The sequence below is a fragment of the Rhodococcoides fascians A25f genome (genome assembly GCF_000760935.2).
In the GTDB taxonomy this organism is placed as follows: Bacteria; Actinomycetota; Actinomycetes; order Mycobacteriales; family Mycobacteriaceae; genus Rhodococcoides.
Map to the genome: position 1 here is coordinate 1,786,910 of NZ_CP049744.1, position 22,513 is coordinate 1,809,422.

At 64.2% G+C, this 22,513-nt stretch carries 23 protein-coding genes; 10 read left to right on the forward strand and 13 right to left on the reverse strand.

Annotated elements, in window-relative coordinates; translation table 11 throughout:
• Window positions 1-27 precede the first annotated feature (27 nt).
• Genes BH93_RS08620 through BH93_RS08635 form a run of 4 tightly spaced genes read right to left on the reverse strand, consistent with a single transcriptional unit; the run spans window position 28 to window position 3,352 of the window.
• A complete protein-coding gene (locus BH93_RS08620) occupies window positions 28-774 on the reverse strand; it encodes an amino acid ABC transporter ATP-binding protein (RefSeq protein WP_037172280.1) in 747 nt (248 codons plus the stop codon).
• Window positions 771-2,261: an ABC transporter permease subunit gene (locus tag BH93_RS08625; RefSeq protein ID WP_080738947.1), complete on the reverse strand. Its 1,491-nt coding sequence runs from the start codon at window positions 2,259-2,261 to the stop codon at window positions 771-773. The genes BH93_RS08620 and BH93_RS08625 overlap by 4 nt, the downstream gene beginning before the upstream one ends.
• A gap of 39 nt (window positions 2,262-2,300) precedes the next feature.
• Window positions 2,301-2,783: a RidA family protein gene (locus BH93_RS08630; protein WP_037172278.1), complete on the reverse strand. Its 483-nt coding sequence runs from the start codon at window positions 2,781-2,783 to the stop codon at window positions 2,301-2,303.
• Window positions 2,784-2,797: 14 nt separating this feature from the next.
• Window positions 2,798-3,352: a histidine phosphatase family protein gene (locus BH93_RS08635; RefSeq protein ID WP_037172277.1), complete on the reverse strand. Its 555-nt coding sequence runs from the start codon at window positions 3,350-3,352 to the stop codon at window positions 2,798-2,800.
• Window positions 3,353-3,430: 78 nt separating this feature from the next.
• Between BH93_RS08635 and BH93_RS08640 the strand changes: the two genes are divergently transcribed.
• Both BH93_RS08640 and BH93_RS08645 read left to right on the forward strand, forming a co-directional pair.
• Window positions 3,431-4,606: an acyl-CoA dehydrogenase family protein gene (locus BH93_RS08640; protein ID WP_037172276.1), complete on the forward strand. Its 1,176-nt coding sequence runs from the start codon at window positions 3,431-3,433 to the stop codon at window positions 4,604-4,606.
• 16 nt (window positions 4,607-4,622) lie between these two features.
• Window positions 4,623-5,750, forward strand: coding sequence for an acyl-CoA dehydrogenase family protein (locus BH93_RS08645; protein WP_032403844.1), 1,128 nt, complete (start codon window positions 4,623-4,625; stop codon window positions 5,748-5,750).
• 77 nt (window positions 5,751-5,827) lie between these two features.
• Here the strand turns inward: BH93_RS08645 and BH93_RS08650 are convergent, their stop codons facing one another.
• Window positions 5,828-6,637 carry an alpha/beta hydrolase gene (locus BH93_RS08650; protein WP_165712663.1) on the reverse strand — a complete coding sequence of 270 codons (810 nt, stop codon included), beginning with the start codon at window positions 6,635-6,637 and terminating at the stop codon, window positions 5,828-5,830.
• 158 nt (window positions 6,638-6,795) lie between these two features.
• On the opposite strand from BH93_RS08650, the gene BH93_RS08655 reads away from it, so the two are divergent.
• On the forward strand, window positions 6,796-7,707 hold the full coding sequence (locus BH93_RS08655; protein ID WP_037178037.1) for a phosphodiesterase: 912 nt from the start codon (window positions 6,796-6,798) through the stop codon (window positions 7,705-7,707).
• Here the strand turns inward: BH93_RS08655 and BH93_RS08660 are convergent.
• The 3 genes from BH93_RS08660 to BH93_RS08670 all read right to left on the reverse strand — a co-directional run bounded on the left by BH93_RS08660 (window position 7,704) and on the right by BH93_RS08670 (window position 10,398).
• Window positions 7,704-9,203, reverse strand: a complete 1,500-nt coding sequence (locus BH93_RS08660; protein WP_197914652.1) for a stealth family protein — start codon at window positions 9,201-9,203, stop codon at window positions 7,704-7,706. The two genes, BH93_RS08655 and BH93_RS08660, sit on opposite strands and share 4 nt — an antisense overlap.
• A gap of 153 nt (window positions 9,204-9,356) precedes the next feature.
• Window positions 9,357-9,719, reverse strand: a complete 363-nt coding sequence (locus BH93_RS08665; RefSeq protein WP_037177724.1) for a VanZ family protein — start codon at window positions 9,717-9,719, stop codon at window positions 9,357-9,359.
• 10 nt (window positions 9,720-9,729) lie between these two features.
• A complete protein-coding gene (locus BH93_RS08670) occupies window positions 9,730-10,398 on the reverse strand; it encodes a class I SAM-dependent methyltransferase (RefSeq protein ID WP_052065902.1) in 669 nt (222 codons plus the stop codon).
• A gap of 83 nt (window positions 10,399-10,481) precedes the next feature.
• Here BH93_RS08670 and BH93_RS08675 point away from each other — a divergent pair, with 83 nt between their 5' ends.
• On the forward strand, window positions 10,482-10,955 hold the full coding sequence (locus BH93_RS08675; protein ID WP_032380613.1) for a phosphoribosyltransferase: 474 nt from the start codon (window positions 10,482-10,484) through the stop codon (window positions 10,953-10,955).
• Between the two features lies 1 nt (window position 10,956).
• Here the strand turns inward: BH93_RS08675 and BH93_RS08680 are convergent, their stop codons facing one another.
• Window positions 10,957-11,991, reverse strand: coding sequence for an NADPH:quinone reductase (locus BH93_RS08680; protein ID WP_037177726.1), 1,035 nt, complete (start codon window positions 11,989-11,991; stop codon window positions 10,957-10,959).
• A 100-nt stretch (window positions 11,992-12,091) separates the two neighbouring features.
• Here BH93_RS08680 and BH93_RS08685 point away from each other — a divergent pair, with 100 nt between their 5' ends.
• Window positions 12,092-12,601, forward strand: coding sequence for a mycothiol transferase (locus BH93_RS08685; protein ID WP_037177729.1), 510 nt, complete (start codon window positions 12,092-12,094; stop codon window positions 12,599-12,601).
• A 3-nt stretch (window positions 12,602-12,604) separates the two neighbouring features.
• On the opposite strand, the gene BH93_RS08690 is transcribed toward BH93_RS08685, so the two are convergent.
• Together BH93_RS08690 and BH93_RS08695 are read right to left on the reverse strand one after the other, a co-directional pair.
• Window positions 12,605-13,099 carry an SRPBCC family protein gene (locus BH93_RS08690; RefSeq protein ID WP_037177732.1) on the reverse strand — a complete coding sequence of 165 codons (495 nt, stop codon included), beginning with the start codon at window positions 13,097-13,099 and terminating at the stop codon, window positions 12,605-12,607.
• Window positions 13,096-13,920: an SDR family NAD(P)-dependent oxidoreductase gene (locus BH93_RS08695; RefSeq protein ID WP_037178043.1), complete on the reverse strand. Its 825-nt coding sequence runs from the start codon at window positions 13,918-13,920 to the stop codon at window positions 13,096-13,098. Before BH93_RS08695 ends, BH93_RS08690 begins: the two co-directional genes overlap by 4 nt.
• A 102-nt stretch (window positions 13,921-14,022) precedes the next feature.
• Here BH93_RS08695 and BH93_RS08700 point away from each other — a divergent pair, with 102 nt between their 5' ends.
• Complete coding sequence (locus tag BH93_RS08700; RefSeq protein ID WP_037177735.1) at window positions 14,023-15,084, forward strand: iron-siderophore ABC transporter substrate-binding protein; 1,062 nt, start codon at window positions 14,023-14,025, stop codon at window positions 15,082-15,084.
• 236 nt (window positions 15,085-15,320) lie between these two features.
• Here BH93_RS08700 and BH93_RS08705 read toward each other — a convergent pair whose 3' ends face one another.
• Complete coding sequence (locus tag BH93_RS08705; protein ID WP_165712666.1) at window positions 15,321-16,760, reverse strand: HNH endonuclease signature motif containing protein; 1,440 nt, start codon at window positions 16,758-16,760, stop codon at window positions 15,321-15,323.
• A 371-nt stretch (window positions 16,761-17,131) separates the two neighbouring features.
• Entirely contained in the window at window positions 17,132-18,604 is a 1,473-nt protein-coding gene (locus BH93_RS08710; protein WP_037177738.1) for a cryptochrome/photolyase family protein, read from the reverse strand.
• A 127-nt stretch (window positions 18,605-18,731) separates the two neighbouring features.
• Here BH93_RS08710 and BH93_RS08715 point away from each other — a divergent pair, with 127 nt between their 5' ends.
• The 4 genes from BH93_RS08715 to BH93_RS08730 all read left to right on the forward strand — a co-directional run bounded on the left by BH93_RS08715 (window position 18,732) and on the right by BH93_RS08730 (window position 22,435).
• Window positions 18,732-20,384: an alkaline phosphatase D family protein gene (locus BH93_RS08715; RefSeq protein ID WP_037177740.1), complete on the forward strand. Its 1,653-nt coding sequence runs from the start codon at window positions 18,732-18,734 to the stop codon at window positions 20,382-20,384.
• 18 nt (window positions 20,385-20,402) lie between these two features.
• Window positions 20,403-21,245: an oxygen-dependent tRNA uridine(34) hydroxylase TrhO gene (gene trhO, locus BH93_RS08720; RefSeq protein WP_037177743.1), complete on the forward strand. Its 843-nt coding sequence runs from the start codon at window positions 20,403-20,405 to the stop codon at window positions 21,243-21,245.
• Between the two features lie 3 nt (window positions 21,246-21,248).
• Entirely contained in the window at window positions 21,249-22,124 is an 876-nt protein-coding gene (locus tag BH93_RS08725; RefSeq protein WP_037178047.1) for a pseudouridine synthase, read from the forward strand.
• Window positions 22,125-22,222: 98 nt separating this feature from the next.
• Window positions 22,223-22,435: a hypothetical protein gene (locus BH93_RS08730; RefSeq protein WP_141215851.1), complete on the forward strand. Its 213-nt coding sequence runs from the start codon at window positions 22,223-22,225 to the stop codon at window positions 22,433-22,435.
• The last annotated feature ends 78 nt before the right edge of the window (window positions 22,436-22,513 follow it).

Here is a 22,513-nt window from a genome sequence, read left to right on the forward strand (position 1 = left end):
AAGTTTTACTCACATGCGCGTAGCGCTCTAGGCCAATATCCGCTGCAGGAACTGCCGGGTACGGGGCTCCGTCGGATTCACGAGCACCTGCTCCGGCGTGCCGCGTTCGAGGACGACGCCGTTCTCGATGAACAGCACCTGATCGGCGACCTGCTGCGCGAAGCGGATTTCGTGCGTCACGATCACCATCGTCCAGCCTTCGGCGGCAAGGCTTTTGATGACGGCCAGCACTTCGCCCACGAGTTCGGGATCGAGGGCCGAGGTGGGCTCGTCGAACAGCATTAGTTTGGGGTGCAGGGCGAGGGCGCGAGCAATTCCGACGCGCTGTTGCTGGCCGCCGGAGAGCTGGAACGGGTATTGATCGGACTTGGCGTCGAGGCCGATCTGGTCGAGGATTGCGTGTGCATCGCGAATGGCGTCGTCCTTGGCGCGCTTCTGCACGATCACCGGTCCCTCGATGATGTTCTGCAGCACCGTCTTGTGCGGAAACAGGTTGTGGCTCTGGAACACCATGCCACTCTGGGCGCGGAAGTGACGCAGTTGCGGCGCGCCGACGGGCTGAGCGAAATCCACCGACACGTCGCCGATTCGGATGACCCCTGCGTCGGCTCGGTCGAGTGCGTTCAACGTGCGAAGCACCGTGGTCTTGCCGGATCCGGACGGCCCGATGATGACGGTGACCGTCCCGGACGGAACGGTGAACGAGATGTCCTTCAGCACCTCGAGTGGCCCGAACGACTTCTTCAGAGCGGAAACTTCCAGCAGGTCTGTCATTTCGCCACGTACCTGTCGAGTCGGACTTCGAGCTTGCCTTGGAAGAACGAGAGAACGATGCAGATCAGCCAGTAGTAGAGCGCTGCAACGGAGTAGAGGGTGAAGAAGTCGAAGGTCGGTGCCGCCGCGAGTTGCGCGACGCGCAGCAGCTCGGTCACCAGGATGGTCGACGCGAGCGAGGTGTCCTTGACCAGCGAGATCAGCGTGTTCGACAACGGTGGTACCGCGGTGCGTAGTGCTTGCGGAAGCACGATGCGCTGCAACGTGGTTCGGTATCCCATGCCGATGGTCTGCGCGGCCTCCCATTGTCCCTTGGGCACGCTCAGTATCGCGGCACGGATGACCTCGGCGGCATAACCACCGACGTTCAACGAGAACGCGACCACTGCGGCCGGGAACGGTGAGATCACGATGCCGAACTGCGGTAGCCCGTAGAAGATGATGAACAGTTGCAGCAGTAGGGGAGTGCCGCGAATGATCGAGACGTAGAACCGAGCGACTGCGGCGAGCGGCTTCATCGACGAGATTCGAGCCAACGCGACCGCGAGGGCGATGACGAGTCCGACGACAAAACTGATGGCCGTCAACGGAATGGTCATGGTGACAGTGGCTTTCAGCATCGGCCACAGGTTGTCGAGCACCAACTGCATTTTCGACGGTGCAGTGGTTCCCGCGTCCTCGCTCACGGGGACCTCGGTGTCGGCCGTCGGAGCGGCGACGTCGCTACCGAAGTACTTGTTCGAGATCTCGGCGATGGTGCCGTTCTCGCGCAGCGTGTCGACGGCCGTATCGACCTCGTCCATCAGGCCGCTGTTCTTGCGGGCCACGAAGGATTGCAGTGTCGTGTCCCCGGTCTCGCCGGCGATTTTCACACCGGTATCGCCGGTCTGCTGTAGGTATTCGGCGATCGCAAGGGAGTCGTTGACGGTGGCGTCGACGCGGCCGTCCTTGACGAGGGTGACGGCCTGGACGAATCCCTCGACGGCTTCGACGTTGGCTCCTGCGTTCGCCGCGACCTCGGCCCAGTTGCTCGTCGAGGATTGGGCGGTGGTCTTGCCTGCCAGGTCGGCCAGAGTCGAAATAGTGGAGTCGTCTGCAGCGGTGAGGATCTGACCTTCCGACACCGTGTAGGGCGTGGACAGGTCGTATGCCGATTGCCGGGCCGGGGTGATCGAGACCTGGTTGGCGATGAGGTCGAATCGCTGGGATTGCAGGCCGGCGAATATCGAATCGAACGGGGTCTGCACGAAGTCGACACGCACCCCCAATTCGGCACCGACTGCGGTGATCACGTCGATGTCGTACCCGGTGAGCTGCCCGTCCGCGCCCTGATAGCTGAACGGGCTGTAGGTGCCTTCGGTGCCGACCACCAGCACCCCGTCGTCGCGGACGCGGTCCAGCAACGACTGCGAGGACGAGCTGCATCCGGACAACCCCAGTATGGCGATCAGAATCGCGACCAGAGCAAGGGTAGATCTGCGCACCATCCGCGCCTGCTTTCACCGTAACTACGAGTGCTCCGAAACCTACCCGTCGATCTCCAATTCCGCTGACACCACCACGGTGTTGTTCATCGGTAGTGCCGCCACCCCGAGTGCAGTGCGTGCGTGCGCACCGATTTCGGGACCGAAGATCGCCAGCACCAGATCGGAGAAGCCGTTGACGACCGTTGTGGTCTGGGTGAAGCCGTGATCGGCATTGACCGAACCGGTGACGGTGAGCCACGCGCTGATTCGATCGAGATCGCCGACGGCGCGGGCGACGCTACCGAGGAGAGCCAATGCGGTGTCGCGCGCGGCATCGGTGGCTGCGTCCAGACTCACCTGGGACGGAACTGCACCGAAGGGTCCCGCCAGTGTTCCGTCGGGTGCCAGTGGCGAGTGGCCGGAGGCGAACACTCTATTGCCCCGTACCCGCACCCACTCGAACGAGAACTCGAAACCAGGCGGCGCGGTCGGTTCCCCGGGCAACGTGAAACCGAGTTCGGTGATGCGACGTTCGATCTCCATGAACGAAAATCCTGTCAGACCGCAACACCGTTGATGGTGCGAACGGTCCAGCGAGAACCGTCGTGCTCGAGGGTGGACACTCCGGCGTTGAGGATGCGTGGGGAGTGCCGCCGTCGGATCGCGTCGAAGATCGCCCGAATGACGCCGCCGTGTGCCACGGCGATCACCGCCGAGTCCGGGTAGCGCGACGCGATGTCGTCGACGGCGCGCACGCCTCGCACGATCAGATCCGAGCGGGGCTCCAAGCCTGGGTACATGCCGTTCGGCCAGTGCGAATACGCATCCCAGTCGGTGAATCCTTCGGCCTCGCCGAAGTGTCGTTCGGCCAGATCGGGGAACTCGGCGGTGCGTGTCAGGCCGAGGTGCGTACCGATGATGTCGGCGGTTTCGGCTGCTCGGATCAACGGTGAACTGACCAGGTGGTCCCACTGGCGGTACTCGAGTTCGTAGCCGGCCTCGCGGGCCTGAGCACGGCCGGTGTCGTTGAGCGGAATGTCCGACGAGCCCTGCAGACGCCCGTGCAGATTCCAGTTCGTTTCACCGTGCCGAACCAGTGCCAGAAAAGTCATAGTGAGCGGAGAATATCCCAGAGTTACCAGGGAGTACGGTCGATACGAAGATACGTGAACGAGCTTGGAGGATTGTCGATGAATCTTGCCCTGACAGAAGAAGAGGCCGCGTTCCGTGACGAGATGCGGACGTTCTTCACTACGAAGTTCCCCGCCGAGATTCGCGAGAAGAGCGCGACGGGTCAGGAGTTGAGCAAGGACGAGGTGGTCACGACCATGCGAATCCTCAACGAGAACGGCCTGGCGGTGCCGCACTGGCCCACCGAGTTCGGTGGCCGCGACTGGACCGCCGTGCAGCGCCACATCTGGCTCGACGAAATGCAGCTGGCGTCGGTGCCCGAGCCCCTGGCCTTCAACGCCTCGATGGTCGGCCCGGTCATCGCGACGTTCGGCTCTCAGGAGCTCAAGGAGAAGTTCCTGCCGAAGACGGCGAACCTCGACATCTGGTGGTGCCAGGGCTTCTCCGAGCCCGAGGCCGGATCGGACCTGGCGTCGCTGCGCACCACCGCTATTCGAGACGGTGACGACTACATCGTCAACGGGCAGAAGACGTGGACCACGCTCGGCCAGTACGCCGACTGGATCTTCGCGCTCGTGCGGACCAACCCGGACGCGCCGAAGAAACAGGCCGGAATCTCCTTCCTGCTCATCGATCTGAACACCCCCGGCATCGAGATGCGGCCCATCAAGCTGATCGACGGCAGCGTCGAGGTCAACGAGGTCTTCTTCGACAACGTTCGCGTTCCGGCCGAGAACCTCGTCGGCGAGGAGAACCAGGGTTGGAGCTACGCCAAGTTCCTGCTCGGTAACGAGCGCACCGGCGTCGCCCGGGCCGGACACACCAAAGTGCATCTGGGACAGGCGAAGAAGCACGCCGCGCAGACCAAGGTGGGCAGCGGCACGCTGCTCGAGGATCCACTGTTCGCGGCCAAGATGGCCGAGGTCGAGAACGAACTGCTCGCCCTCGAGCTGACTCAGCTGCGCCTGGTGTCCAGCTCGGACGACGGCAAGCCGAATCCGGCCTCGTCCATTCTCAAGCTGCGGGGATCGGAATTGCAGCAAGCCACAACCGAATTGCTGATGGACGTCGCCGGCCCGGACTCGCTGCCCTACGAGGCGGGCGAGGACATCGAGAGCGAAGGCTGGGCGCAGCGCTCGGTACCGGGGTATCTCAACTACCGCAAGGTGTCGATCTACGGCGGCTCGAACGAGGTTCAGCGCACCATCATCGCCTCGGCGATTCTCGGACTGTAAGGGAGCATCTGAAGACATGGATTTCGAACTCAACGAAGAGCAGAAGCTGCTGCGCGACACCACTCGTGAGGTCCTCACGCGGGCCTACGACACCGAGAAGCGCAACAAGATCGTTGCCGGTGAGCTGGGTTGGAGCACCGACGTCTGGAAGCAGCTGGCCGAGGTCGGCCTGCTGGGTCTGACGTTCAGCGAGGAAGACGGCGGCATGGACGCCGGTCCCGTGGAGATCATGGCGGTGATGACCGAGGTCGGACGACGCCTCGCACCCGAGCCGATTCTCGATGCCGTCCTCGTTCCGGGCGGGTTGATCTCCGAGCTCGGCAGTGCCGAGCAGCGCTCGCGGCTCCTGCCGCCGGTGGCCGAGGGATCGTCGATGCTGGCGTTCGCGCACAACGAATCCGGCAGTCGCTGGCCCAACATCGAGGTCGCCACCACGGCCACCGAGGACGGTGGGTCCTGGTCGATCAACGGTGTCAAGAATCCGGTACCGCACGGCGGTAGCGCCGACGTGATCGTCGTCAGTGCAGTGCTTCCCGCCGGAGGAACCGGACTGTTCGTCGTCGACGCCGACGCGACGGGTCTCACGCGCAAGTCCTACGCCACGCACGACGGTCAGCGCGCCGCACAGATCGAATTCGTGGACGTCGCGGCCGAGCCGCTCGGCACCGCCGAGAACGCAGCTGCCGCGATCACCGGTGCCGAGGTGCGGGCGCAGGCTGCGCTGTGTGCAGAGGCAATCGGTGCGATGGAAGAAGCGCTGCGCCTGACCACCGATTACCTCAAGGCGCGCAAGCAGTTCGGGGTTCCGCTGGCCAAGTTCCAGGCGCTCACGTTCCGCGCTGCGGACATGTACGTGCTGCTCGAGCTCGCCCGCAGCATGAGCCTTTACGCCACGATGTCACTGTCCGACGGCAACGTGGACACGACGATCGCGTCGCGGGCGAAGCTGCAGATCTCGCGGTCCGGGCGCAAGCTCGGCCAAGAGGCGATTCAGTTGCACGGCGGCATCGGCGTCACCGCCGAGTATCCGGTCGGGCACTACACCAGTCGGCTCGTGGCCATCGAGCACACTCTCGGTGGTGCCGACGAGCACCTGCGCATCCTGGCGTCGAAGGTCTCCGATCACGATCTCATCGGGATCTGACGCTCCTCGGAAAGACACGACTCGGGCCCGGCCACCTTCGAAAAGGTGACCGGGCCCGAGTCGTGTCCAGAGATGCGTCAGCTGCCTGAATCAGCCTGGACCACAAGGTCGGCCACGGCTGCGGGGTTGGAGACCAGGATCGCGTGCGAGCCCGGTACCTCGGTCACCGTCGCCCCGGCCCGTTGCGCCATGAAGCGCTCCGCCGAGGTCGGGATGATCTGATCCTGCTGGGGGATCAACGCCCAGGACGGGGTGTGCGCCCACGACGGTGGGCCGCTCGGCTCGAGCAGTGCACCGGCGGCGATGGTCTTCTGGTGAGCGACCATGCGCGCAGCCTGCTCCTCGCTCACGTCGGGCGCGAAGAACGGGCGGAACAGCGCGGGCGTGATGTACGAGTCGACGTTCTTGCCGATCAGGTTGGACGAGTCGTCGACGATCGACAGGCCGATCACCGGCGGAACCAGGGCCGTCACGGGGAATCGGAACGGATCGAGTTCGAGCGCGACGGGTTCACCTTCGACGGGCATGAATGCGGCGACGTAGACGAGCGCCTCCACATTGTCGGCGTGCACATTGCTGATCACCGTGCCGCCGTACGAATGGCCCACCAGGACCACCGGGCCGTCGATGCTCTCGACAACATCGGTCACGGAGGCCGCGTCGATTGCGGGCCCGCGCAGCGAGTTCTCTGCGGTCACCACCGGGTAGCCGCGGCCGCGCAGGTTCGCTGCGACGCCGTCCCAGCTGGTGCTGTCGGCGAAGGCTCCGTGCACGAGAACCACGGTAGGGAGGCCCTGCGCAGCGGCCGGGGCCACGCCGATACCGACCATCGTGCCCACGGTCAATGCTGCGGCCGTGAGCAGTGAAGTCCACTTCGGTTTCGTCATGCTCTCAACCTGTCACACGCTCAAAGTTTCCGCGGTGTTCACCGCCAAGATTCGACCAGCTTTTTCTCAGTGAACGCTCGTATGCTTGGCTTGCAGCAGTGGCGTTCGCCCGGCCGGGCGAACGTGAAACGGTAGGTCCGATCGTGAGCGAGAGTTCGATGAAGTCTCGGATGGCCGAGTACCCACGTCCCCATCACTGCTTACTGCATATCAGTGACACGCATCTCGTCGACGGAGACGGCCGGTTGTACGGCGGCGTGGACAGCGAGTTGCGGCTCGAACAGGTGATGACCGACGTATGCAACTCCGGAGTGCGGCCCGACGCGTTGGTGTTCACCGGAGATCTGACCGACAAGGGCGAGGCGGGTGCCTACGAAAAGCTCCGTGCGCTGGTCGAGCCGGTTGCCGAGGAGCTCGGCGCACGGATCGTGTGGGCGATGGGTAATCACGACGACCGCGCAACGTTCCGTCGGACGCTGCTCGACGCCGAACCGAGTGGGCAGTCCATCGATCGCGTGCACGATGTCGACGGTCTTCGCATCGTCACCCTGGACACCACGGTTCCGGGCAAACACCACGGCGAGCTCGGCGACGATCAATTGGCCTGGCTGGCCGACACTCTCGCAACCCCCGCCGAGTTCGGGACGATCCTGGCGATGCACCATCCGCCGGTGCCGACCGTGCTCGATCTCGCAGTGCTGGTCGAGCTGATCGATCAGCCGCGGCTCGCGGGCGTGCTCCGCGGAACCGATGTGCGCTCCATTCTGGCCGGGCACCTGCACTATTCGACTACGGCCACGTTCGCGGGCATACCCGTCTCGGTGGCATCGGCCACCTGTTACACCCAGGATCTCAACGTGCTCGCAGGCGGACTGCGCGGCCGCGACGGGGCTCAGGGATACAACCTGGTCCACGTCTACGAGAACACCGTCGTCCATTCGGTGGTGCCGACGGGGTCGTACGACACAGTGGGAGAAGCGGTCTCGGCGGAGGAGACGGCACGCAGGCTCGATGCGGCGGGAGTCACCATCGCAGACAGCGCCCGACGAAAGACGTTCAGCGACGCCTAGCGCTGTTCGCGTTCCCAGGGTGCGACGATGGGGAAGTACTTGTCCAGGAACTGCGTCACGGTGCGGGTGCGCAGATCCAGGTCGACTTCCGGGAAGCTGCCGTCGTTGAGGCAGAAGAAGTCGACAGATCGCTTGGGGAGCAGCTTCTCCATCAAGTCGAGGCCCGCTACCGACGTGGTGTCGATGTACCGAACCTTCGCGTCCTTCTGCACCACCGCGCGTCCACTCATCAATGCGTAGTAGTGGTACAGCGAGTTCGTCACCGAGATGTTGGTACTCGCGCGAAATGCGCTCGCCGCTGTGGAGGCGAACTCGTCCGGAAACTCGTTCTCCATTTCCTGCATCACGCTGCGGCGCAACGGAGTTGCTGCGTGTTCCAGATGTCGGGTGGTGGTCATTCCGAATCTGTCCTGCAGGATTCGACGGTTCACCCGCGCCGCGTTCTCGAAGCCGCTGCGGTCGGCGTCGCTGTAGCCCAACCCGATTCGCGTCGTCGCCTCGATGAACATGCTGATTCCGCCGGGGGAGAAGAACATCGACGGGCTGACCGGACGACCGAAGAACATGTCGTCGTTCGAGTACAGGAAGTGCTCGGACAAGCCGGGGATGTGGTGCAGCTGGCTTTCGACGGCCTGCGAGTTGTGTGTCGGCAGAACCGAGGTGTCCACGAAGAACGCCTCGTTCGGCACGAATGTCACCTTGGGATGGTCGGCGAGCCACGCCGGCCTCGGGGAGTCGGTGGCCACGAAGATGCGTCTGATCCACGGTGCGTACAGGTGAACCGACCGCAGGGCGTACTTCAGTTCGTCGATCTGCCGGTAGCGGGCCGCTGAATCGTCGCCCTCACCGACGACGTAGTTCGCCATCCGCCGCGCACGCTGAGCCTGGAACTCTGCTGACGAGCCGTCGACCCAGGAGAACACGATGTCGATGTCGAAATTGATGTCCGACGCGTGGTCGGCAAACATGTTCTCGATGGTCGGCCACGTTCTACCGAAGCGTTCGACGGTGCCGCGGACGGCCTCGTCGGGCCGAATGTTGCGGCGGGTCAAGGAGTTCTCGATCGGCAGCACGATCTCGGACGGGGAGAAGGACCACAGTTCGATCTGCACAGCCGTCGACGCGCCGTAGTACAACCCACTGAACGGCTCGACGCGCGGTCGGTAGAGACGGACGATCCGCGCGTTCGCAGACGGCGAGAGGGTGCCGTCGGCAACCAGCACGGCTTTTCCGCGGGCGTCGACGGTCTTGGAGTAGAACGGCTCGGCGCGGCAGGCGTGCACGAGCGCTGTGGTGAGCGCGTCCCGGGCCGCCAGTTCGATGGCGATGACGGGTCGTTCGTCGTTGCCGCGAACGAGCAGGTATTTGATTCGTGCGGCTTCGAGGACGGCGCGGACGAACAGTAGATCCTCGACCATCGCCTGATGTGGGGTGGTGGAGGTGATCGTCAGTGCGTAGCGGCCGTCGTGGCTGACCACGTCGGATCGTTCGCTCAGGCGTGCTGCGGACGCTGCAGATTCCCGGGTGACGGCATCATTTGTCTCGTGCTCCGGTGGAACGAGGTAGATATCGTGCGGGGCAGAAGACGAGGTGATGGCGTTCCTTCCTGAGTGCGCGCGCTGGCCGGGGAAACCCGGTGCAGACTCAGTCTAGTGCAGGTCCGGGGCTTTCTTGACGCGCTGCGGTAGAACCCAGTTCGCCGCGACCAGGCCCACCACAACTCCGGCAGTGTCGGCGAGAGCGTCGGCGACCGATCCCGAGCGTCCCAGGGGCAGGATCGCCTGCAGGAACTCCGAGAGCGCCGCGAACGCCAGTACCCACGAAGCCGTCCGGCCCCAGCCGATGTCGGCCACACGCGAGGTGTAGGCGAGGGCCGCGAACAGCGTGAAGTGAATGATCTTGTCGCTGTGCTGAAATCCGGAAGGCACCCCCGACGCGGGGGTGAAGAGAACGATCAGCGCGACGACGAACGTGACGGCCAGGGGAATTCGATACGTCGACGGCGAGAGCACCGCGAAGAGTTTACCGGCGTTGCAGCACCACCACCGTGTCGATTCGCTCGTCGCCGTCCGGCGTCGTACGGGTGCGGTGTTCGGCGTGGATCACCTCGAACCCGTCGCCTGCCGCAGCGACCACCGGTTCCGGTGCGAACAGCCGGTTCTTGGCCGGATGCTGCGAGGCATGGCTGTCGCTGGGACTGTGGCCGACGATCAGCAGACGCCCCTTCGGTGCGACCGCTGCGGCGAACCTGCGGGTGGTCAGTTCGAGTTCGTCCGGTGGCACCTGCAGGAAGTGCACCGACACCAGATCGAACGCCGCGGCCGGGGGAGTCCAGTCCAGAACGTCTTCCTGTTGCCAGTTCACTGCGAATGTCAGCGGCTCGAGTGCCTGTTGTGCTGCGCGAGCGCGGCCGAGGGCGACATCGGAGATGTCGACGCCGGTCACGTGCCATCCTTCACCGGCCAGCCACAGGGAGTCGGCACCTTCTCCGCAGCCGATATCCAGGGCGCGGCCTGCAGTCAGCTCGGACGCTTCCTGCACCAACACGGCATTGGGATTGCCGCTCCAGATGGCGGTGCGTTGGTTGTAGAGGTCGTCCCAGAATGCTTCGTCGAAGGCACCGTTCTCGAAATCCGGTTCTGCGCCGGTCCGGTCGGCGGGAGGAGTGTGAGCGTGTGTGTGGTCGGCCATGCTTCGAGACTGCCCGCTCACGGCCGTGGACGCAAACAAATTTGCCGTTTCGGCAAAAGCGAGTCTGGGTAGAGTGGCTTGTCATGACCGAACAGGAACGTGAAGTACTGACGTGGGCGACGTTCGGAGACGCCTCGCGCGATCTGACCAGGAAGATCGTCGACGACGGGTTCGTTCCGGACATCGTCATCGCGATCGCCCGTGGCGGACTCATTCCCGCGGGTGCAATCGCCTATGCGATGGGCGTCAAGGCTGCGGGCACCCTCAATGTCGAGTTCTACTCCGACATCGAGGAGACTCTGCCCGATCCTGTTGTCCTCGAGCCACTTCTGGACACCGATGCGATCGTCGGCAAGAAGTTGCTCGTGGTCGACGATGTCGCCGATTCCGGCCGCACCCTGGCTCTGGTGATCGACCTGCTGAAGGCGCATACGCCCGACGTGCGGTCGGCCGTGATCTATACCAAGCCCAGAACCATTGTGCAGCCGGATTATTCGTGGCGAGAGACCGACAAGTGGATCAATTTTCCGTGGTCCACGTTGCCGGTCATCACCTGAGTTACTCGCTGGAGACGTCGATCAGCACCTTGCCGACGGTTCCGTTCTCGACGGCGTCGTGGGCGGCAGCGGTCTCGCTCAGCGAGAACCGGTGCAGCGGTAGACCGGTTTCTTCGCCCACCTCCAGCACGCCTGCGGCCGCTGCGGCGCTGACGTCGGCCTCGGCGTTACGAAGAGCCTCGTCGCCCACGGTGTAGAGGAGGACGAACTGGTAGCGGGTGTTGAGCACCATGTTCGGCCGGACATCGAGGGTCACGGTGTCGCCGCCGTTGTTGGCGTAGACGGCAACCGATGCGCGGTTCGCTCCCACGGCAGCGTTGAGTGCGGCGTTCTGTGCGGGAGCAACCTCGACGACGAGATCGATTCCGGCAGGCACCAATTCACGAATCTCGGCGGCGGCGTCGCCGGCCTTGTAGTTCACCACGTGATGCGCGCCTGCGGCGGTCGCAAGTGCACCCTTCTCTGGTCCGCTGACCGTCGTCACCACGGTCGCGCCTGCCCAGCGGGCCAGTTGGATCGCGGCATGGCCGACGGCACCGGCACCACCGGCGACGAGTACCGACTTGCCTTCCAGTGCGCCCGGGTGCAGCCGCGCGGGTCCGTCCTCGGACACCGTGAGTGCGCGGTGCGCCGTCATCGCGGGCACCCCGAGGCTTGCGCCCACGTCGAATCCGACGCCGTCGGGCAGAGGAACCACCCGGGTGGCGGGCAGGATTGCAAACGACTGTGCCGTTCCGGAGGGACGCTGGTGCTGGGCCAGGTACACCCAGACACGATCTCCGACGGAGACGCCATCGACGCCGGGGCCGACAGCGTCGACCACTCCGGCACCATCCTGGTTCGGCACCACCTCGTCGAATGCCAGCTTCTCACCCGGCCCGGAGCCGGTTCGGTTCTTCCAGTCCGTCGGGTTGACGCCCGAGACCACGATGCGGACGCGGACTTCGCCTGCGGCCGGCTCGGTCACCTCGCGGTCCTTCAACTCGAGGACGGACGAATCGCCGGTGCGGGTGTACACAATTGCTGGAGCAGTCATATCCGTTCCAACGCGCTCGGCCCGCCCCGATGTTCCCTCCGGCCCCATCGGGGTATGCATGAGTGGTCATCAGTGCTGTCAGAGAAGAGATGGATCTTTCATGAATCACAACGACCTGCTCACCGACGCGTTCGGCCGGATCAAGGAACTCGTCCACTCGGTGCTGGACGATATCCCCACTGCCGCGTTGACGTATCGACCCGACGCCGACGCCAACAGCATCGCGTGGTTGCTGTGGCACCTGACGCGGGTGCAGGACGACCACATTGCGGGTGTGGCCGGGAGCGAACAGGTCTGGACGTCGGACTCGTGGTTCGAGCGTTTCGGACTACCGTTCGACAAGTCCGACATCGGCTACGGCCAATCGTCCTCCGACGTCGCTCAGGTCACCTCGAGCGCCGAGTTGCTGCGTGAGTACCACGACGCCGTGCACTCGAAAACCGTTGCGTACGTGAGCAGTATCTCGACCGACGATCTGGACCGGATCGTCGACGAGAACTGGGATCCGCCGGTCACATTGGGTGCGCGACTGGTATCGGTGGTGTCCGACGACCTGCAGCATGCCGGGCAGGCCTCGTACGTTCTCGGCCTGTACACCCGGCAGACCTAGCCGTCAGGCGTAACGCTTCTGAAGGTTCTCCAGCGTCTTACGGATGTTTCGACGCTGGAACTGCGGGAACGTCTTGCCGCTGGTGACGATCTTGTCGAACACGAGGGCCAGGGCGTCTGGCCATTTCGTTCGGTCGTCGGTCCAGGTTTCGGTGACTTTTGTGCCGTCCGCGACCTGCTCGAAGTCGTATCGCCAGGTTGCGTTCGCGCCCTTGATTTTCGGAGTGCTCTTGCCGATCGCGTGGACGCGGAACTCGAAGGTCTTGCCCGGGTCGGCTGCCGTGACGGTACAGCGAGTGATCCACTTCGCCCGGCCGCGCTTGTTGGTTCCGTCGAACACCATTCCCACGTAAGCACTCTCGCGAGGTTCGTGGACCGTTGCGCCGGTGTTTTCGGGGCTCCACTGCCCCATCTTGGTGGGGTCGCTGATCGCAGCGTAGAGGGTGTCTGCATCGGCGTTCACGACAATGCTGTCGGAGACCACGAGTTCGCGTTTCATGATGACGCACCGTTCTTCAGGCCGGGATGAATACGAGTGAGCATGGGCACCAACAGCGTTCGCGGGGTGATTTGGGCGAAGATCGATCCGATGCGGTTGGCGGGCCCGGGGATCGAGACCATGCGTCCCTTGGCCATGTCGTCGACGGCAGTCCTGGCCACCGTCTCGGCAGAGACCCACATGATCGACGGAAGAGCCTTCTCTGCATCGTCTTTCGCGAAGCCTGCGGCTTCGCCGAACCCGGTCTGGACCGGTCCGGGGCACAGTGCGGTTGCGGTCACGCCGGTTCCGCGCAGTTCACCGGTCAGAGACTGGGTGTAGGAGAGTACGAACGCCTTGCATGCGCCGTATCCGGCTTGCCCGGGCAACGGTTGGAACGCGGCGGTCGACGCGACGTTGAGCAGCGCGCCGCGTCGTCGTTCGATCATGCCGGGGAGGAACCGGGTGCAGAGGTCCGCGACGGCGACCACGTCGACCTCGATCATGTGCATCTCGGAGTCGGGGTCGGATTCCGCGACGGGTCCGAGGGTGGAGAGTCCGGCGTTGTTGATCAGGATGTCCGGGACCAAGCCGAGATCGGTGATGCGGCCGAGCAGTTCGGCGCGCGCTGTGCGGTCGGAGAGATCTGCGGCCAGCACCTCGGCGCGGACGCCTCGTGCGCGGATCTCCTGTGCCAATTCTTCGAGCTTGTCAGCACGCCGGGCGACGAGCGTGACACCGTGGCCTCGGGACGCGAGTTGGCGAGCGATGGCGGCACCGATGCCGGAGGACGCTCCGGTCACGACGGCAGTCCGATCGGGTGCGGGACGAGGAAGGCTCATGTGTCCCACCGTAGCGAATGCGTGTTGTGCAGCGCATTTGAATCTCGATAAGAGGTTAGCCTAGTCTAACTTTAACGTCCCTTTGCTTATCGAGAGGTAACCATGTTTTCTGCTCCAACGGCCGGTCGGTCTGTTCGACGGTTCTCCGCGCTGTCCGCGCTCGCCGTGTCGGTCCTCGTGGTCGGCGCATGTGGCAGCAGCGACACCGCCGATACGCAGAACGCCGACGGCGGTGACTTCGCGTCCGTGACGATCGATTCGGCTTTGGGGCAGGCGGTCATCACCGAGAAGCCGGAGCGCATCGTGACTCTCGGGCAGGGCTCGGCCGAAACCGCGATCGCGCTGGGCACCGTCCCGGTCGGTGTCGAGGAGTATTCGTGGGGTGCAGACGACACCGGCTATCTGCCGTGGGTGCACGACGCCGTGACGGACTTGGGTGCCGAACTTCCCCAACAGTTCACCGGCGGTACCGAATTGAACATCGAGGCCGTCGCGGCGCTCGAACCGGACCTGATCCTGGCACCGTGGTCCGGCATCACGCAGGATCAGTTCGACAAGCTCAGTGCCTTCGCCCCGGTGGTTGCGTACGAGGAGCAGCCGTGGACGACTACCTGGGAAGACCAGATCACCGTGATCGGCAAGGCCATGGGTGAGGAGGAGAAAGCTGCGGAGGAGATCGACAAGATCGAGAGCCGCTTCGCGGACGCCGCCGCCCAGCATCCCGAGTACGCGGACGTGAGCTTTTCGTACATCTACAACACCGGCCCCGGCACGCTCGGCGTGTTTCTCGCCGACGAACAGCGCGTCGCGATGGTTCGCGGTCTCGGGTTGCAGGTCGATCCGGTAGTGAACACGCTCGACGAGACCGAGGGCACCGACTCGTCGGTCATCGGGTTGGAGAATGCGAATCTGCTGAACGATTCCGACTTGATCTTCACGTTCTACTCGGACCCCCAGAACCGTACCGACACCGAGAATCAGCCTGCGTACAAGCAGATTCCGGCTGTGTCCCGGGGTTCGGTCGTTGCGCCGACGGATCAGTCGTTCGTCACGGGGTCGTCCATCATCAATCCCCTGACGGTGCCGTGGGCACTGGAGCGATACGTGCCGATGATCGACGAGGCTGTCGCGAAGCTCGACGCCGGCACGTCGTCGGTCAATTGAGCGCAGCGGGACAACATGGTCTCGACTCCACGCGACTCGGGCCCACCGCCGAAAGTCCACGGTCGATCTGGCAGCCTGTGTTCCGATGACCTGGCAGCCGTAGCCTGAACAGTGCTCGAAGTTGTGTTGCATCACTGCGGTGACGGCATACTGGACTCACTCGAATCAATCTGTCGAACAACCTCTTCCAGCCCCGCACCGTGTTCTCGGTGCGGGGCTGGATTGTTTGTGTGGGCTTACGCGATGTGGGGGCCGGCTCGGGCGTGGGATTGTCGGGGTTCTCGGTACGGGTCGACGGTGGCGGGTGGGACGAACCACGGGTGGTTGTCGGCGGCGATGAACACTTCCCAGTCACTGTGGTGGATGAGTCGGTGGTGGAATCCGCACAGGAGGACGAGGTTGTTCATGTCTGTGGGTCCACCGTCGGTCCAATGCCAGATGTGATGACCCTCGGTCCACGCTGCGGGTTTGCCGCAACCAGGGAACGCGCACCCGTGATCGCGTGCAGTGAGGGCCCGCTTCTGTTTCGCGTTCACGGTGCGGGCGGTGCGGGCGAGGTTGATCGGCGATCCGTTCTCGTCCATGACGATCGCGGTGAGAAGACAATCGCAGGCGAGCTGCCGGGACGTCTCACGGGAGAGCGGTCCCATCCAGGGCAGCCACCCGACGGTGGTGCCGTCGCCGAACAGATCGCGATATGCGCCCCGATCGGAGGCCGGTCCACTGTCACAACCATCAGCATCATCGCCGCTGGTGCTGCTGCTCGCGCTATCGGATCTGGTTGCCGTACCTGTGTTCTCGTCATTGCCGCTGCCGCTGCCGCTGCCGCTGCCGCTGCCGCTGCCGCTGCCGCTGCCGCTGCCGCTGCCGCTGCCGCTGCCGCTGTCACCGGAGCCTGCGCCTGCTGCAGTGCCGCGGAGGTCGGTGAGATCTTTCAGGCTGATGTGCAGGTTGACGTGCGGTTTTTCGCCGCCCTCGGTGGGGCGATTACTCGACGCGAGGTAGCGGTCGAGGATGTGTCCGAACGCGTCGGCGCGGCGTAGAGCGGGGCTGCGTTCATCCTGGGTGCCGTCGGCCGCGGGTCGAGGTTCGGTCAGGGGCGAGAGAGCGGCGAGGAGTTTTTCTCCGGTGATCGCGTCGAAATCACCTTTCAACGCCAACCGCCCGTTCAAGGTCTTCGAGGCAAAGAGTTCGTTGCGGTCGGTGTCCTCGGGTGGTGGCTTGTTGCCACCGTAGGTGTCTTTCAGTTTGGTGATCGCTTCACGGATGCGGTCGGTGCGCGCGCCGGGTCCGGTGGCGGCGGTGATCATCGCTTTGCGCGCGATATCGCGACCCTCCTGCGGGAGGTTCTTCGGTGGTGTTTCGGCGAAGGCGAGGATCAACGCGGCATGGTCGACGGACATGACACCGGTGTTCACGGCGTCGGCGATATCGGGGAAGTTCTTCAGTCCCCGGGCGAGGGCAACGATCTTGGTCGCTTTGCTGGGGGTGAGCAGGGTGGTGGAGGTCAGCCAGCCGGCGGGTCCGGGAAATCCGAGTTTCTCGCGGGCCACACGGGTGTCGATCTCGCCGACGAGAGCGATGCGCCGGGCTTCCATCAACTGGATCTGGTGGGAGACATCAGCAGCGTCGGCGAGGAGTTCTGCCTCGCTCAGTTGCCAGATCTCTGTGGTCATGGGGTAAGTGTATCGAACGTGCGTTCGAGTGGCAATGATAGTCGAATCGAAAACTACTGCCGTGCATAAGGATTCGTGAAGCGGGACCTGTCGGTAGCCTGTGGTAGGAGCTACGGAGCCCGTTTCCAGATGGTGATCGCCGCAGCGATTTCAGTCCGAGCAGCGCGGTGACTGATTCGATTTCTGACGCGTAATCGACCAGCACCAACTCGTTCCCATCCGCCGCTGGCGTTACTTGGGTGTCTTCGTGGCGGTTCATCTCTTGCGCATGCAGATTCGCCCAACGTACGGCCATCGGACCGACGCGGCGATCCGTCACCGAGTGCGACGCTCTCGAAGTTCGGAAATCCGCGGTGCAGGCATCCGACGCGTCAGTACACCTCGCGCCGATGTTCCTGTTCCAACACCTGCTCGAGGTCGCTCAATCGGTTCATCGACGACACCTGACGCGCCGTGCGGTGATTGAGCGCCAACATCTCGCGGTGCCTGTGTACGAAGGCCCAGTAGCCGGCGGTGAAGGGGCATGCGTCGTCGCCCAGTCGCTTTTTCGGGTTGAATTCGCACGGCTTGCAGTAGTCGGTCATGCGATTGAGGTACGCCCCGCCCGAGGCGTAGGGCTTGGTGGCGATCACTCCGCCGTCCGCGTGCTGGCTCATGCCGATCACATTCACCGGCATCACCCAGGCGAACCCGTCGACGAAAGCCGTTGCGAACCAGTCGGTCAGCGCTCGCGGGTCCCAAGCATGTTGCAGCGCAAAGTTTCCCAGAATCATCAGTCGAGGAATGTGGTGCACCCAGCCGCGGTCGCGTACGCCGTCGACGGTGCTGGACAGGCATTTCGCCACCACGGCATCACCGTCCAACTCCGTCAGCCAACTCGGAAGGGGCTCATGGGCTTCGAGTTTGTTGCGCTCGAGGTACTCCGGCCCCAGATGCCAGTACAGGTGCCACACGTATTCGCGCCAGCCGAGGATCTGCCGAACGAAACCCTCCACGCTCGCCAGCGGGGTGCCGTCTCGATGGGCGTCCTCGGCAGCGTGCGCCACGTCCAGCGGTTGCAGCAGGCCGAGGTTCAGGGGGACCGAGAGCAGTGAGTGCGACATCGTCCAGTCATCGGCCATCACCGCGTCCTCGTACTTGCCGAAGTCGTCCAAGCGGTAATTCACGAAGTGCGCCAACGCGTCCGACGCCTCGGCCGCCGTCACCGCGAACACTCGGGGCCCGTCGACTCCGACGGTGTCGAGGTCCCACTCGTCTAGGTCGGCGCGCACCTGATCGTCGACGGCATCCTCGGTCGGCCACCACGGTTCCTCCACACCGAGGGTCAGCCGTCCCTTCGGCGGTGGCGACTGATTCTCGGCGTCGAGGTTCCACTTCCCCGAGACGGGATCGGCACCGTCCATCAGCACGTCGAATCGCTTGCGCTGCTCGCGGTAGAACGTCTCCATTCGAAAGGTCCCACGCTCGGCCGCCCAGTCGGCGAACTCTGCCCGGGGAAGCGCGAACATCGGCGTCGGCAGAATCTCCGAGACCAGGCCCTCCTCGTGCAAGGCGGCGACGAACTTCTCCGCCGCGTGCGAGGTGGGCTCGTACACCACCACGGGCTTGCCGTACTCGGCCAACCCCTCGCGGTACGTCTCGGTCTGCAGGTAGGTGACGCGATCACCCAGCTCGTCGGCCAGATGACGCATCCCCGACAACACGAGGTGCAGCTTTTGCCGGTGGTATCTCCGACGCCGGAACACGCGACGGGACTCGATCATCAGCACGTCTCGCTCGGCATGCTCGTCCACCGAGTGGAAGTGCGGGCCGAGCTGATCACCGAACAACCACAGAGCGTCCATTATCGGAGTGTTCTCCCGCAGCGACGAAGGCAAACCCGCGTCCGGAGCATGGCCGGCTGGTGAACACTGTGGCCGACCCAGGCGCGCCTTACTTGACCACCGACCATCCATCGCATGGACTGACCCGATGCACGCTGAGTCTGCGCTTTCCAGAAGGACGTTTCTTCGCTCGTCGTCGGTGGCCGTCGCGGTGGCCGGAGTCGCCACGACACTGCCTGCCACTGCTCACGCACAGGGCAGCGACCGAGGCTTCCTCCACGGCGTCGCATCGGGAGATCCGTTACCCGACGCGATCGTTCTCTGGACCCGCATCACCCCCACGCCCGACGCCACCCCGGGCTCCGGCGTCGGCCCGCAGGTGTCGGTGACGTGGCGGATCTCCCGTAGTGCAGACATGGGTGACGTCGTCTCCTCCGGCACCGTCTCGACCGGCCCCGATACCGATCACACCGTCAAGGTCGACGTCGACGCCCTCAGCGCAGGCACCACGTACTTCTACGACTTCCGGACGAGCGACGCGGCATCGGCCGTCGGGACCACGCACACCGCACCGGCCAACAATGCCGACATCGATGCGATGCGATTCGGCGTCGTCTCGTGCTCCAACTGGGAGTCGGGCTACTTCGGTGCCTACCGGCATTTGGCCGCCAGGACGGACTTGGACGCCATCGTGCACCTCGGCGACTACATCTACGAGTACGAGACGGGCGGCTTCCCGGGGCGCGACGGCGTCGTGCGGCAGCATTCGCCCACGCACGAGATAGTCACGCTCGCCGATTACCGCCAGCGGCACGGCCAGTACAAGTCCGACCCGGATCTGCAGGCCGCCCACGTCGACGTCCCGTGGATCTGCACGTGGGACGACCACGAGTCGGCCAACGATGCGTACGACGGCGGCGCCGAGAACCACACTCCGGCCACCGAGGGTGATTGGTACACGCGCAAGGCCAATTCGGAGCAGGCCTACTACGAGTGGATGCCGGTACGCGCGGCAGGAACCGCGACCAACCGTCACCTGTACCGCAGGCTCCGGTTCGGCAACTTGCTCGAACTCTCGATGCTGGACCTGCGGACCTACCGCTCGCAGCAGGTGTTGCCGTTCAACGGCCCCGAGGTCGATTCGCCGAACCGGACCATCACCGGTGCCGAGCAGATGCAGTGGCTCACCGACGGCATCGTCTCGTCGCCGACGCAGTGGAAGATCGTCGGCAATCCGGTGATGATCACGCCCACCCTGATCCCGCCGCTCGACCGGGACGCAGCCAGGGCGGTCACCTCGCTGCTCGGCATTCCCGAGGGCGGTCTGCCCTACAACGCCGATCCATGGGACGGATACACCGCCGACCGCCGCAAGCTGCTCGGAGCGATCGTCGATGCAGGCGTCGACAACACGGTCTTCATCACCGGCGACATCCACTCGGCCTGGGCCTGCGAGGTGCCTCTCGACGCGGCGCACTACGCAACGACGGAGCCTGCTGCCACCGAGCTGGTCGTCACCTCGGTGAGCTCGGCCAACATCGACGATCTGACGCAAGCTCCGCCGCACACGCTGGGCCGGGTCGCCGAGGAAGCATTCAAGGCACTCAACCACCACGTGAAGTTCGTAGACCTCGACAGCCACGGGTTCGGCGTCTTCGAGGTCACCAAGACGGCGGCTCGGATGGACCACTGGTTCCTCACCGCCAAGGAGGATCCGCAGACCGCGGTGTACTGGGGAGCGGGCTTCACCGTCGACTCCGGCACTCAGCGCGTTCGGGCGGCAGCGCCACCATTGGGCTGACACGCCATACTGGACAGCGTGGCTGTACCGAAAATCGTCCTGTTCTACGTGTTCACTCCGCTGCCCGATCCCGAAGCGATCAGGCTGTGGCAACAGTCGCTGGCCGCGTCGAACAACCTGACCGGACGCATCCTCATCTCCGAACACGGCATCAACGCGACGGTGGGCGGCGACGTCGACGACGTCAAGAGGTACGTCCGCGGCACCCGCAGCTATCCGGCCTTCAATGCGGCCGACATCAAGTGGTCCGACGGCCTCGGCAACGACTTCCCGCGGTTGTCCGTCCGAGTCCGGGACGAGGTCGTCACGTTCGGAGCCCCCGGGGAACTGAAGGTCGACGCCGACGGCGTGGTCGGCGGTGGCACTCATCTGAGCCCGGAGCAGGTGCACGAGCTCGTCGATTCCCGGGGCGACGACGTCGTCTTCTTCGACGGCCGCAACGCTTTCGAAGCCGAGATCGGAAAGTTCAAGAATGCTGTCGTCCCCGACGTCGAGACGACGAAGGACTTCGTCTCGCAGCTCGATTCCGGTGCGTACGACCATCTGAAGAAGTCCCCGGTGGTCACGTACTGCACAGGAGGAGTGCGGTGTGAGGTGCTGTCTTCGCTGATGGTGGCCCGTGGGTTCGAGGAGGTCTATCAGCTCGACGGCGGAATCGTCCGATACGCAGAGACTTTCGGTGACGACGCGCTCTGGGAGGGCTCGCTGTTCGTCTTCGACAAGCGGATGGCGCAGAATTTCTCCGACCACACCGCCGTCATCGGTCGGTGCAGTGCCTGCGGCAATCCGACGTCGCGGTATCAGGACTTCGACGGTGATGCCGGCCGTGGTTTGCGGTTGATCTGTCTCGATTGCGCCTGAGTGATGCTGCCTTTTCGGGACGGTCTCGCGCCTCTGAGACTGCTTCTACCGCATGGTGATCCGGCTACCACGATCGCGGAGTATCTGGAACGTGAGATGCCCGAGGACGACTGGCGGCGGGCCATGCGCGACGCCGAAGTGGTCGACGAGAAGAGCAGACCGATCTCCGACGCGACGCGGTACCGCGCAGGCAGTCAGGTGTACTTCTATCGCGTGCCAGCGCAAGAGGTTTCGGTTCCGTTCGAGATCGGCATCCTGCACGAGGACGACGATCTGCTGGTGGTCGACAAGCCGCACTTCCTCGCCACCATCCCGCGTGGTCGGCACGTCACCCAAACCGCGACCGTGCGGTTACGCAACCAGTTCGACTGCCCCGACCTCACGCCGGCGCACCGACTCGATCGTGCCACCGCTGGGGTGCTGCTCTTCACCAAGACCAAGCATGCCCGACGGCCGTATCAGGAACTCTTCTCGACGCGAAACGTCATCAAGGAATACGAGGCGATCGCGGGATTCGATGCGGCGCTGCAGTTTCCGCGCATCGTACGGAGTCGAATACTCAAGGAGCACGGGGTCATGACGGCGTACGAGGAGCCGGGGGAGTCGAACAGCGAGACGCGTATCGAACTCGTCGAAACGTTCGGTGATCGCGCCCGCTATCGACTGTTTCCCGAGACGGGCAAGACCCATCAGCTACGGATTCACCTGTCCTCGTTGGGAATTCCGATCGAGAACGACCCGTACTATCCGGTGTTCACCTCGGTTCCGGCCGATGACTTCACCAGACCCTTGCAGCTCCTCGCCCGGGCACTGAACTTCACGGACCCGCTGACCGGTGGGGCCAGGCGCTTCGTCAGCGCCCGCGTACTCGAGGTCTGACGGGCTTCGAATCGTTCGTTCGGACGATTGTGACGATTCGGGCGCGAGACTAGCGTCGCGTTCGGAACGTGTTCGACGGAATCGAAGAGGAGTACAGCGTGAAGCGTCGTATTGCTGTCGTGTTGGGAGCCGCAGTCATCGCCGTAGCATCGCCTGCGGTCGCGGTAGCCGATACCGGAAGCGCAAGCACCGGTAGCTCGAGCGGAGCGATTTCGGATCTGTCTCGGTTGTGGGAGGCCTGCGCGCTCACCATCTTCACGGGACAGTGCACCGGAATCGTGGCCACGATTCCTCAGTACAACCTCCCCTGAACCGACAAACGCGCGCGCATTCGCCAGACGCTTGCGGAATGGGTAACCATTCCGCGAGCATCCAGCAAACGCGCGCGC